We start from the raw sequence: 12619 nt of genomic DNA, 5'->3' as shown, positions 1-12619 counted from the left end.
GGGGCATTGCCCCAACAAGGAGACAAAAGATGAAGATGGCCCCTCTCACATGCCGACGCGACACCCACCGGCGCATCACCTCGTGGTCCGTGGTGGCTGCTGCGGCGCTGCTTGCTTCCTGCGGCGGCAGCGGCAGCGGTGGTGGCAACTCGCCACCCGCGCTGTTCCCGTCCGCCGCCGGAAGCGCGCAGGCCGCGTGCAACAGCTTCCTGAGCCGGGCCTTCGAAGGCGCCACGATCACGCAGGCGACGCTGACGCCCCAGACAGACACCACGCCGGAGACCTGCACCGTGCGCGGCGAGATGCCGCCGGAACTCGCCTTCGAAGTCAAGCTGCCCAGCAGCTGGAACCAGCGTGTCCTGTTCATCGGCGGCGGCGGCTTCGACGGCGCCATCTACCCCAGCGCCTACAGCCCTGGCGTCGCGGAAAGCGGCTACGCGACCATCGCGACGAACCATGGACACGATGCGGCCAAGCATCCCAATGGCTCCTTCGCTATGGACCCCCAGTTGCTTCAGGACTACGCAGACGGTGCCGTGCCCAAGGTGCTTGCATCGGCGAAGGCCGTGCTCCGCTCGCGCTATGGCGAATCGGTCGGCCGCTCGAAGTTTGTCTACGAGGGCTGTTCGGGCGGTGGGCGTCAGGCGTTGATCCAGGCGCAACGGCATCCCGATCTGTTCGACGGCGTGATTGCGCGCGCCCCGGCCAATGCCTACACGGGCCAGTTCCTCTGGTATCAAAAAATACTCAAGCAGCTGGCCCAGCCCGAGGCGGGCCTGAGCATCCCGAAGGTCAAGACCCTCGCGAACTTCATGCAGTCCCAATGCGATGCACTCGACGGCCTGAAGGACGGCATCATCAGCCACCCCGAGGCCTGCAAGCCCGATCTGGCCAAGCTCCGATGCACGGGCGCCGACGCAGACTCTTGCCTGACCGACGCGCAGCTGGCGTCCGCCAAGGTCCTGTACGAGCCCACCGATGTGGCGGGTGGTCGCTACACATGGCCGGCCTTTCCCTATGTCGGCGGCGAGACCGCCGACGACGCATCGTGGCAGGCCATCGGAGGCACCACGTTTCAGATTCTCGGCGGCGACTACATGAAGTACTTCGTGGCGCAAGACCCGTCCGCAGACCCGCTGAACGTCGACCCGCTGCAATACACGAACCGACTCGACCACCTCGCCCGATTGATCGATGCAGTCAACCCCGACCTGAGCGGGTTCCAGGCCCGCAACGGCAAGATGCTGCTCATGCACGGCACCACCGACTGGCTGATCACGCAGAACAACACCACGGACTACTACCGCAAGGTCGTCGCCGCAGCGGGCGGGCAGGCCGCGGCCGACCGGTTCGTCGAGTACTACGTGCTGGCAGGCAACGACCACTGCGCCGCCACGCCGGCAGGCGGCAAGGGCCCGGACAGCGTCGACCTCGTCACCCCGATGTTCGACTGGATCGAAACCGGCACCCATCCCAGCGCCCGCGAGATCGTGGCCACGCGCAGCGTCGAGCCGGGCAAGGGCATGCAGCGGCCGATGTGCAGGCACCCGCAGTTTCCAAAGTACAACGGCACCGGCGATCCCGACGCGGCGTCCAGCTTCACCTGCACGTCACCTAGCTAGGCGTCGTGGCGCTGTGTACGCAGCAGTGTTGGCACAGGCTGATCTGTGAAGGCATTCGCGAAGAGAACGCGCGTCGCCCGTTCTGGGTGGCGCGGGAAGGATTCGACACGCGCTGATGCATTCAATGGATACGGTGTCCTCCTGCTGGTTTCTCGCACCCTCTGGCCGCCGAAGCGCGCAACTTCGGCGGGCGCCGAAGGCATGCGTCGGCGTACTGACCTTACCTACGGAGCCCGATCTGGACTGAGCCCCGCAGCGATTGCCTGGCCTACGACGACGAGACCCTGGCGCTGCTCGGCCTGGGCGCCATCAAGCACCTCCTGCCGCCGATCGTCGACGGCACCCGCAGCCATGCGCCGCTGACCCGCACTGCCGCCACCGAGACGGGGCTGCCCGAAGGCCTGCCGGTGGTGCTGCCGCTCATGGACGTGCCGCTGTGCGTGCTCGGCGCCGGCGGCATGGCGTTCGATGCGCAGGGCGGGCTGCGGCACGTCGGCTGCTCGGTGCTCGGCAGCACCGGGATGCACGGCTGGGTCACCGACAACACGGCGGCCATCGAACCCAGCGCCGAAGCCGGCTACACCATCGCGATGCCTGCGCCGGGCCTGCGGGTCCGCCTGGTCTCGCACATGGCGGCGACGCTGAACATCGACTGGTTGCTCCGGCTGCTCGGCAGCGCGGCCGAACTGGCCGGCGGCGCGGCGTTGCCGCACGCGCAGATGCTGGAGCGGCTCGATGCGCTGGTGCTGTCCACCGCACCCGCACAGGCGGTTTATCACCCCTACATCGCGCAGAGCGGCGAGCGCGGCCCCTTTGTCGATGCGAGCGCCCGTGCGCAGCTCAGCGGCTTCAGTGCGACGCTGGGCGTGGCGGGCCTGTCGCGTGCGGTCTTCGAAGGCATCGCGATGGCCACGCGCGATTGCTACACCGCGCTCGGCGCGCTGCCCGAAGAGATCCGCCTGTCCGGCGGCGCCGCACGCAGCCTGGCGCTGCGGCAGATGATCGCCTCGGTCACCGGGCGCCCGGTGCGCGTGTCGAACCGCGAGGAGTGCGGCGCCGCAGGCGCGGCCATCATCGCCGCGCTGTCGATCGACAGCCACGCCAGCCTTCACCAGATGCTGCCCCAGTGGGTCGATGCTTACCTCGACGAGGCGGTCACCTTGCCGGACCCGGGCCAGACCGCGCTCTACGACCAGATCTACGAACAGTACCGCGAGGGTGCGCAGCGGGCGAGGGCGCCCTGGCAGGCCCTGGCCGACATCCGGCGTGCCCACCTCGATGCCGCCGTGCAGGAGATCCGATGAACGACTTCGTCTCGCCCGCCGTGCTGGCGCGGGCCTTCGAGCCGGCCGACGCGACCTGGCTCCATCCCGCGCAGCGGCGGCGCGACCTGGCCGAAGCCTCGCGCAGCGTGGCCGACGTGCTGGTGATCGGCGCGGGCGTGACCGGCGCGGGCGCCGCGCTCGATGCCGTCGCGCGCGGACTCTCGGTGGTGCTGGTCGAGGCGGGCGACATCGCCACCGGCACCTCGTCGCGTTCGGGCAAGACCTTTCACGGCGGCCTGCGCTACCTCGAGCAGCTCAACTTCAAGCTGGTGGCGCACGCGATCGAGGAGCGCGACCTGATGGTCAAGGTCCTGTGCCCGCACATTGCCCGCCCGGAGTCTTTTCTCTATCCGCTCACCCGCGCCTGGTGGGAGCGGCCCTATGTCGCGGCCGGCGTGCTGCTCTACGACCTCTTCGGCCTGAAGGGCGGTGCCGTCCCGCGCCAGCGCCACTTCGGCCGGGCGGCGCTCAAGCGGCACGTCCCCTCGATCGATGCGCGGCGCGTGGTCGGCGGCGTTCAGTTCCACGACGCGCTGATGGACGACGCGCGCCACACGCTCGCGGTCGTGCGCACGGCGGCCGGTCGCGGCGCCCGGGTCATCACGCGGGCGCCCATGGTCGAGTTCATCAAGGACGGCGAGCGCGTCGCGGGCGTCGTGGTGCAAGACACCCTGACCGGCGAACGGCATCGCCTGGCCGCCCGCGCGGTGATCAGCGCCACCGGCATCTGGGCCGACGACATCCAGCAGCGCGCGGGCGCCAACAGCTTCCGGGTGCAACCCGCGAAGGGCGTGCACATCCTGCTGCGGCCGGAGGCGCTGCAGTCCGACACCGGCATCCTCGCCCGCGCCACCGATTCCGTCATCATCGCGCGCCGCTGGTACGGCTACTGGCTCGTCGGCACCACCGACACGCCGTGGCATGGCGACAAGTCGCAGCCGGTCGCCGAAGCGGCCGATGTCGACTACCTGCTCGACAACCTCAACGCCTACCTCGAGTGCAAGGTCGGCCGCACCGACGTGCTCGGCACCTTTGCCGGCCTGCGCCCGCTGCTGAAGTCGGTGGGCACCACCGATTCGACATCGGCACTGCTGCGCGACCACGCGGTGATCGACGGGCCGCCCGGCCTCACCACCGTCGTCGGCGGCAAGTACACGACCTACCGCCGCATGGCGGCCGACGCGGTCGACGCCGCGGTGCGGCCCCTGGGGGTGGGCACGCCATCGTCCACGGCCTCGCTGCCGCTGGTCGGGGCCAGCGACTGGGCCGTGGTGCGCGACAGCGCCGGCGACCTGGCGCGGCACTTCGGCATGGGCATCGGCGATGCGGGCCGCCTGTTGCAGCGGCACGGCGACCGGGTGCGCGACCTGCGGGCGCTCGCGCGGGCCAGGCCCGCACTGCGCGCGACGCTGCCTGGCGCACCGCACTACCTGGTCGCCGAACTCGTGCATGCCGTCGTCGCCGAGGGCGCGCACACGCTGACCGACGTGATGACGCGCCGCACCCACCTGTCGATCGAACTCGCCGATGGCGGGCTTGCGCTGGCCCCGTTCGTGGCCGGGTGCATCGCGCCGTACCTGGGCTGGTCGAGCGACGACACCCGCCGGCAGCTTGCGGCCTACCGCGAACTCATCGCGGCGGAGCGTGCGGCGCTGGGCCCCGGCGTTGCCGTGCCGCCGGCCGCGTCGCCTGCCGCTGCCCCTGTCCCGCTCGCCGCGGCCCTGTAGAGCCATCCCTTCGCGCACACCCCGCGGGCCGCGTCCGGCCCCGCCCTTATCCAGGAGACCTGCCTTATGTCCATGAACCGTGTCGTCAACCACCCCGATCGCGTCGTCGAGGACATGCTCGGGGGCTGGCTGCTGGCCCACGGCGACAGCGTCGAGGCGCTGCCCGCCAACCCGCGTGTCGTCAAGCGCGCCAGGGCGCCCGAGCGCGGCAAGGTCGGCGTCGTGACCGGCGGCGGGTCGGGGCACGAGCCGGCGTTCCTCGGCTACGTGGGAGACGGCATGGTCGATGCCGTGGCGGTCGGGGAGATCTTTTCCTCGCCCACGGCCAAGAGCTTCCTGGATGCGATCCGCACCGCCGACGGCGGCGCGGGCGTGGCCTGCCTCTACGGCAACTACGCCGGCGACAACATGAACGTCGGCATGGCCCGCCAGATGGCCGAGCGCGAGGGCATCGTGGTCAGGACCGTGGTCGCCAACGACGACGTGCCCTCGGCCGCGAAGGGCGACGAGGCACGGCGCCGCGGTGTCGCGGGAGAGATCTTCATGTGGAAGGTCGGCGCTGCCAAGGCCGCGCTCGGCGCCTCCCTCGACGAGGTGATCGCCGCGGCGCAGAAGGCCATCGCGAACACGCGCAGCATCGGCGTGGGCCTGTCCGCCTGCGTGATCCCCGCAGTCGGCAAGGCCAACTTCCACATCGAGCCCGGCACGATGGAGGTCGGCATCGGACACCACGGCGAACCCGGCATCGACGTGCGGGCGACGGCGAGCGCCGCCGAGATGGCGCAGCTCATGCTCGATGTCGTGCTGCCCGACCTGCCGTTCAGCGCCGGCGACCGGGTCGCGGTGCTGATCTCGGGGCTCGGCGCCACGCCGGTGATGGAGCAGTACATCCTCTACGGAGAGATCGCGCAGCGTCTCCTGGCCCGGGGCATCACGGTGGCGTTCAACCAGGTCGGCAACCTCTTCACCTCGCTCGAGATGATGGGCGTGACGCTGACCCTCATGAAACTCGACGACGAACTCGAGACCTGCCTGAAGCACCCCTGCCGCAGCGTCGGGCTGAGCGTGCCCGGCGACGCCGCGCAGGGCCGCACCTACAGCGGGAGCGCCCGCATGAACCCTGCCGTGGCCACGGCGGCCGTGTCTTCGGGCGCCGGCGCGCACGCACGCACGGTGAGCGGGGCCACGCTGGCCCTCGCGGAGGCGGGCCCCGTGGTGCGCGACCTCATCGAGGCCATCGTCGCGAACCGGCAGCACCTGAGCGAGATCGACGGCCTGATCGGCGACGGCGACCACGGCATCAACATGGCCAAGGGCTTCACCGGCTGCGGCACGCGCCTGGACGCGCTCGGCCCGCGCGCTGCGTCGCTGCCCGCTGCGTTCGAGCAGCTGTCGCAGGCACTGATGGACGACATCGGCGGCTCGATGGGGCCGCTCTATGGCCGCTTCTTTCTCGGCTTCGTCGACACCCTGGCGCCGCATGAACAACTCGATGCGGCGCTGTTCGGCGAGGCGCTGGCCGTGGCCGTCGCCAACGTGCAGGCGATGGGCAATGCCCAGGTCGGTGACAAGACGCTGATCGACACGCTCGTGCCGGCGCGCGATGCCTACGCCGCCGCACTCGCCAATGGCACGGACTTCGCTGCCTGCCTGCAAGCCATGAGTGCTGCCGCACAGCAGGGGCGCGACGCCACCAAGGCCCTGCAGGCCCGCATCGGCCGTTCGGCGCGGCTGGGTGCGCGCTCGATCGGCGTGCTCGACGCCGGCGCCACCTCGTGCTGCCTGATCCTGCAGACGCTGGCGGCTTCGCTGCAGCGCCGGCTGGCCCCCTGAATTCGACTGTCACACGCAAGGAAGGCCTTTTTCATGACCACCACCCAAGCCGTCGTCTTCGACATGGACGGCATCCTGATCGACTCGGAAGTGCTCTGGCGCCAGGCCCGCGAGGAGTTCGCCGCGGACCACGGCATGACCTGGAGCGCCGAGGACCAGGAATCCACCATGGGCTGCAACACCCGCATGTGGTCGCGTCTCATGGTCGAGCGGCTCGACCTGCGCGCCAGGCTCGGCATGGACGAGGCCGCGATCGCCCGCGACATCAAGGCGCGCCTGCTGGCGAAGTACGAGGTGCACCTGCCCGAGCGCGAAGGTGCCATCGCCGCGGTGCGCCTGGCGGCGACCCGCTACAAGGTCGCGCTGGCCTCCGGCTCGCCGAACGAACTGGCGGCGCACGTGATGAAGGTGACGGGCCTCGACAAGGTCTTCCTGGCCACCACGTATGGCGACGACGTCGCGCACGGCAAGCCCGCGCCCGACATCTACCTCGACGTGCTGCAGAAGATCGGCGTGAAGCCCGAGCATGCCGTCGGCGTCGAGGATTCCGGCAACGGCATTCGTTCGTTGCATGCGGCCGGCATGGGCATCATCGCGGCGCCCGGGCCGGAGTTCCCGCTCGGGCCCGAGGTGCTTGCCCTGGCCGATGTGCGCATCGCCGAGCTGACGGCGTTCGACCTCGACCTCGTCGAGCACGCCGGCGCGGCGCACCGGGCGCGCATGCGCTGACGGGCCGGGCCGCCCGAGGCCCGAAAGAAATCAGCGGCCCGCGACCGCGTGCCCCGCAATCGCATCGATCACCGGCGCCCACGTCACCTTCGGCAGCGCGTGGCCCATGCCCTCGATGGTCACCATCCTCGCGCCGGGCACGTGGCGCGCCACGTCCTTCCCGCATTCGATCGGCACCAGTGGATCGACGTCCCCGTGGATCACCAGCGTCGGCGCCTTCAGCGACGCCAGCCGCTCCCTGCGACTGCCTGACGCGATGATGGCCGCGAGCTGGCGTGCGTAGCCGGCCGGGTGCAGGCCGCGTTCGAAACTGCGTTCCGCGCGCGCGGCATCGAGCGCCTCTTCGTCGGGATGCGAGCCGGCGCGCAGCACCTTCATCACCTGCTGCTGACGCGCGATGTAGCCGTCGCGGTCCAGCGGCGTGGGCGTGAGCAGCACCTGCAGCGCCTGCGGTTGGGGCGGCGGCAGGTCGGGGGCGCCGCTGGTGGCCATGATCGACACCAGCGTGCGCACGCGCGCCGGATGGCGCAGCGCGATCTCCTGGCCGATGGCGCCGCCCATCGAGGCGCCGACGATGTGGGCGCTGTCGATGCCCAGCGCATCGAGCAGGCCGACCGCATCGTCGGCCATGTGGGCCAGCGTGTACGGCACCTGGCTCGCGCTCACCGGCACGCCGGCCAGCGCCTGCCCGAGCAGCTTGGCCACGTCGGGAATACCCGCGGCGCTCAGGCGCGTGGACTGTCCGATGTCGCGGTTGTCGAAGCGGATGACGCGGTAGCCGCGACCGGCCAGGCGCTCGCAAAAAGCTTCGTCCCACGCAATCATCTGCGTGCCCAGGCCCATGATGAGCAGCAGCGGTGATGCTGCCGGATCGCCGAAGCAGTCGTAGGCCAGCTCGATGCCGTTGGACGAAGCGAACGAAGGGGAAGAGGGGTCGCGTTGCATGGGGCGTGGCGGTGAAAAGGAAGGGGAGAGAAAGCAAGAGAAGCGAAAGGCAACCGTCGCGCGTTGCGCTTTGTGCCCTGCGGCCGGGACGGTGTTTCGTGGACGATCTTTCCGTGGGGCCCCGCAGCGAGAAAGGTTCGTTCAGACCAACCGGGAGTGACTTCGGGACAATTTGGCGCTATCGGGAAACTCCGAGTCTGCGCGTGCAGAACGCTTCGATATCCTGCGACGACCTTGGAGTGCGAGGCCAGTGGCGGCCTCGCCATCGAAGGCATGTGTTCTGAAGGGATTGAATCGTCGTGCATCGTTCGCCACCCGACTTCGCGTCACGCGTCTACGGACCCCAGCGCGTCGCAGCCATCGTCGCCACCCTGGTCGAAGAAGGCATCGCACCGGAACAAACCCTGAGCGGAAGTGGCCTGACGGAAGACCAGCTGCGCGCACCGGCGACGCGGATTTCCTACGAGCAGGCGGCCGTGGTCTTCCGCAACGCGGTGCGCCTCGCGCCCGGTCCCAGCATCGCCTTTCGCGCGGGCATCCGCATGCACCTCACGGCCTACGGCATGTACGGCTACGGGCTGCTGAGCAGCCCCACGCATGCCGACCTGATGGACTTCACCATCAAGTACAACCGCGTCATGGGCCCCGTGGCCGGGCCGGTGTCGTACACCTGCAGCGGCGGCACCGCGGTGCTGCCCTACGAGGTGCTGCTGTCGTCCGACCCGCAAGACCCGCTGTACCGCTTCGCGCTCGAGTTCGCCTTTGCGGTGCACCTGCGGCTGGGGCGCGATCTCTTCGGCCCGTCGTTCGGTCTTTCCGCATTGCATGTGCGCTTTGCAGAGCCCGAAGATTTGAGCGCCTACCGCACGCTGTTCGGCTGCCCCGTGGCGTTCGGCCAGCCGCGCGATGAACTGCATGTGGGCTCGCCGTGGGTCGGCCATCCGTCGCGGCTGCCCGACTCGGTCACGCATGCGATGGTGAGCGAGATGTGCCAGCAGGTGCTGGCCGATCTGCCGCGCTCGGGCGGTGTCTCGTCGGTGGTGCGGCGCACGCTGATCGACCACATGCCGTGGCGCTTTCCGACCATCGAGCCGATGGCTTCGGAGCTGTCGATCCATCCGCGCACCTTGCGCCGACGCCTCGAGACCGAAGGCACGACCTACCGCGGCATCCTGGCCGACGTGCGCCGCGTGCTGGCCATCGAGTACCTGCGCACCACGCGCATGACCACCGAGGAAATCGCCGAGCGGCTGGGCTACAGCGACGCCTCGAACTTCCGCCACGCCTTCGTGCGCTGGACCGGCCGCAGCCCGCAGGACTACCGCGCGGCGAAGGCCTGAGCCTCGCCTGCGCGATGCCGCATCGGGCATCGTGAACCACCGCCGATCCGCATGCGCGCGCCTTCTTGCGGCGTTCGCGTGGCCGTCGATCCACACATCTGTTCGCAGTTGTGAGTCGCGCCTGCGCGTCGTTCAAATGCGCGTCCCGAAATCACCGCGAAGTGGTCGCATCGCACCTTTTCTTGTCGACGTCGCCGCGAAAAGATGGCGCCCAGAGCAACGACAACAAAGTGCCCGATCCGAGCCTCGCTGAAGGCCCGGACGAGGCCGACAGGAGACAACACATGGATGCACCTCGCGCGTGCCGGCATGCCCGGCACGGACTGGACGTACGCGGCGGGTTCACACCATGCATGCGTGCCGCCGCACAGGCCGGACGCCGCCGTTGCGCGGCGCCTTCACCCCTTTTCCCCGATCTCGATCCTCTCTCGAACGACCGCCCGACCGGGTAGCCGTGTGCATCGCGTCTGCACGTCGGGCTTTTTCTTCGCCTTCTCTTTTTCTCTTTTTCTTTTCCCTCCACTCCCGAGATGACCATGACCGAATCTTCTTCGATGGCCCCGCCGTCCCGCCGCCTGCTGATGCTCGAGTGGCGCGCCGTGGCGGAGCTGTCCGCGTTCTTCACCATGGCCCCGATGCTGCGCATGGCGCCCGCGGGCGACGGGCACCCGGTGCTCGTGCTGCCCGGCCTCTCGGCGAGCGATGCCTCGACGCAACCGCTGCGCGCTTTCCTGCGCGACCGCGGCTACCGCGCGCACGGATGGAAGCTCGGCCCCAACTTCGGCCCGCGCCCCGGCGTGGAAGACCAGATGCAGGAGCGCCTGGCCGAGTTGCACGAACGCTACCAGCGCAAGGTGAGCATCGTCGGCTGGAGCCTGGGCGGCGTGTTCGCACGCGAGCTGGCACGGCGCGCACCCTCGCAGGTGCGCAGCGTCATCACGCTGGGCAGCCCGTTCGCCGGCGAGCCGCGCGCGAGCAACGCGTGGCGGCTGTACGAGATGGTGAGCGAGCGCAAGGTCGAGGACTGGCCCGAGCGCGAGCGCATGCGCACGCCGCCGCCCGTGCCGGCCAGCGCCATCTACAGCCGCAGCGACGGCATCGTGGCCTGGCAGGGCTGCCGCGAACGCGAGACCGCGACCTCGGAAAACATCGAGGTCGAGGGCAGCCACTGCGGCCTCGGCCACAACCCCGTGGTGCTCTACGCCATCGCCGACCGGCTCGCGCAGCCCGAGGGCCAGTGGAAGCCGTTCCGCCGCGAAGGCCTGCGCCGCCTGCTGTACCTCGATCCGCACCGCGACGTGCGCAAGGCCGCCTGACGCGCCGCATCACCAACCCACTCATTCACTTCCTGGAGACGCACATGAACAGCAAGCCCTGGCTGGCTTCCTACCCCGAAGGCGTGGCGTGGGACCACGAGATCACGCCCACCTCGGTCCAGCAGATCCTGGCCGACGCCGTGGCCGGTTTTCCCGACCGGCCGGCCATCGACTTCATGGGCAAGCGGTTGAACTACCGCGAGCTCGGCGCGCTGGTCGACCGCGCCGCCAAGGGCTTGCAGGCCCTGGGCGTGCGCCCCGGCGTGCATGTGGGCCTGTTCCTGCCCAACACGCCGCACTACCTGGTTGCGCTGTTCGGCGTGCTGCAGGCGGGCGGCACGGTGGTCAACTACTCGCCGCTCGATGCAGCGAAGGTGCTCGAGCACAAGATCGAGGATAGCCAGACCGACTTCCTCATCACGCTCGACCTGGCGGCGCTCTACCCGCAGATGGCCGCCATGCTCGGCAAGACACGTCTCAAGAAGCTCATCGTCGGCAACCTCGCCGAGATGACGGGTGCGCCCGAGCAGGTGGCCGCGCAGATGAAGGCGAAGAACGAGACGGTCGAGATCTCGGGCGACGAGCACCACCTGCGTTTTTCCGAGCTGCTCGACAACGACGGCCGCTACACGCCGCACCCCATCGGCGATCCGCGCGAGGCGCTGGCCATCCTGCAGTACACGGGCGGCACCACCGGCCTGCCCAAGGGCGCGATGCTCACGCACGCCAACCTGTCGTCGGCCTGCGAGCAGGTGGTGATCACGCAGTCGGGCACGCCGCCCGTGCTGCAGATGGGCACCGAGCGGCTGCTCGCGGTGCTGCCGCCGTTTCACATCTACGCGCTCACGGTCAACCTGCTGCTGGGCGTGCGCCTGGCGGCCGAGATCGTGCAGCACCTGCGCTTCGACCCCAAGGCCGCGCTGCGCGACATCGCCGAGAAGAAGCTCACCACCTTCTGCGGCGTGCCCACCATGTTCACCGCGGTGATCGGCGACCCCGACACGCCGCAGTACGACCTGCACTCGCTCAAGCTGTGCAACTCGGGCGGTGCGCCGCTGCCGATGGAGGTCGGCGAGCGCTTCCGCGCCATCACCGGCACCTGGCTGGCCGAAGGCTGGGGCATGACGGAAACATCGCCCACCGGCACCTTCTCGCCCGCGCACGGCCAGCGCAAGGCGGGCTCGTGCGGCATTCCGCACCCGGGCGTGGTCATCAAGATGCTCGACCTCGAGGACCCCACGCGCTACGTGCCGCTGGGCGAGAAGGGCGAGATGTGCATCCAGGGCCCCAACGTGATGAAGGGTTACTGGAACAAGCCCGAGGCCACGGCCGACAGCACCACCTTCGATGGCTTCTTTCGCACCGGCGACGTGGGCTACATGGACGAGGACGGCTTCGTCTTCATCGTCGACCGCTGCAAGGACATGCTGCTGTGCAGCGGCTACAACGTCTATCCGCGCGTGCTCGAAGAGGCCATCTACCAGCACCCGGCCGTGCACGAGGTGGCGGTGATCGGCGTGCCCGACGAATACCGCGGCCAGTCGCCCAAGGCCTTCGTCACGCTCAAGCCCGGCGCCGAGGCCTTCGACATCAAGGCCCTGCAAAGCTTTCTCAAGGAACGCGTGGGCAAGCACGAGATGGTGCAGGCCCTGGAGATCCGCGGCGCGCTGCCCAAGACGGCGGTGGGCAAGCTCTCCAAGAAGGACCTCGTGGACGAAGAGCTGCGCAAGCAGGCCGTCGCCGCGGCCACCGTCTGAGCGCGCGCATTCCCCAATTCCCACC

Annotated in this window: 9 protein-coding genes; 8 read left to right on the top strand and 1 reads right to left on the bottom strand. The window is 69.5% G+C overall.

Annotation, left to right across the window (positions count from 1 at the left end):
* Positions 1–29 precede the first annotated feature (29 nt).
* The 5 genes from AC1RL8_RS15990 (at position 30) to AC1RL8_RS15970 (ending at position 7236) form a co-directional block, all read left to right on the top strand.
* Positions 30–1622: a tannase/feruloyl esterase family alpha/beta hydrolase gene (locus AC1RL8_RS15990; protein ID WP_159270790.1), complete on the top strand. Its 1593-nt coding sequence runs from the start codon at positions 30–32 to the stop codon at positions 1620–1622.
* Between the two features lie 407 nt (positions 1623–2029).
* Positions 2030–2926 carry an FGGY-family carbohydrate kinase gene (locus AC1RL8_RS15985; RefSeq protein ID WP_492684772.1) on the top strand — a complete coding sequence of 299 codons (897 nt, stop codon included), beginning with the start codon at positions 2030–2032 and terminating at the stop codon, positions 2924–2926.
* Entirely contained in the window at positions 2923–4674 is a 1752-nt protein-coding gene (locus AC1RL8_RS15980) for a glycerol-3-phosphate dehydrogenase/oxidase (RefSeq protein ID WP_492684771.1), read from the top strand. Before AC1RL8_RS15985 ends, AC1RL8_RS15980 begins: the two co-directional genes overlap by 4 nt.
* 66 nt (positions 4675–4740) lie before the next feature.
* The gene (gene dhaL, locus AC1RL8_RS15975; protein ID WP_492684770.1) at positions 4741–6507 is read left to right on the top strand and encodes a dihydroxyacetone kinase subunit DhaL; all 1767 of its coding nucleotides are present in this window, start codon (positions 4741–4743) and stop codon (positions 6505–6507) included.
* Positions 6508–6540: 33 nt separating this feature from the next.
* Positions 6541–7236 (top strand): HAD family hydrolase, encoded by a 696-nt coding sequence (locus AC1RL8_RS15970; RefSeq protein ID WP_492684769.1) that lies wholly within the window; start codon positions 6541–6543, stop codon positions 7234–7236.
* A 30-nt stretch (positions 7237–7266) separates the two neighbouring features.
* Here AC1RL8_RS15970 and AC1RL8_RS15965 read toward each other — a convergent pair whose 3' ends face one another.
* A complete protein-coding gene (locus tag AC1RL8_RS15965; RefSeq protein WP_492684768.1) occupies positions 7267–8181 on the bottom strand; it encodes an alpha/beta fold hydrolase in 915 nt (304 codons plus the stop codon).
* A 299-nt stretch (positions 8182–8480) separates the two neighbouring features.
* Here AC1RL8_RS15965 and AC1RL8_RS15960 point away from each other — a divergent pair, with 299 nt between their 5' ends.
* From AC1RL8_RS15960 to AC1RL8_RS15950, 3 genes are all read left to right on the top strand, one after another.
* Entirely contained in the window at positions 8481–9521 is a 1041-nt protein-coding gene (locus AC1RL8_RS15960; protein WP_095746631.1) for an AraC family transcriptional regulator, read from the top strand.
* Positions 9522–10057: 536 nt separating this feature from the next.
* Positions 10058–10837, top strand: coding sequence for an esterase/lipase family protein (locus tag AC1RL8_RS15955; RefSeq protein WP_095948796.1), 780 nt, complete (start codon positions 10058–10060; stop codon positions 10835–10837).
* 44 nt (positions 10838–10881) lie between these two features.
* Positions 10882–12594 (top strand): long-chain-fatty-acid--CoA ligase, encoded by a 1713-nt coding sequence (locus tag AC1RL8_RS15950; RefSeq protein ID WP_492684767.1) that lies wholly within the window; start codon positions 10882–10884, stop codon positions 12592–12594.
* Positions 12595–12619: the final 25 nt, after the last annotated feature.

It is taken from the genome of Variovorax sp. GW822-FHT04E09, assembly GCF_058800845.1.
Note: the sequence above shows the minus strand (reverse complement) of the source record. Positions and strands in the feature narration are given on the sequence as shown.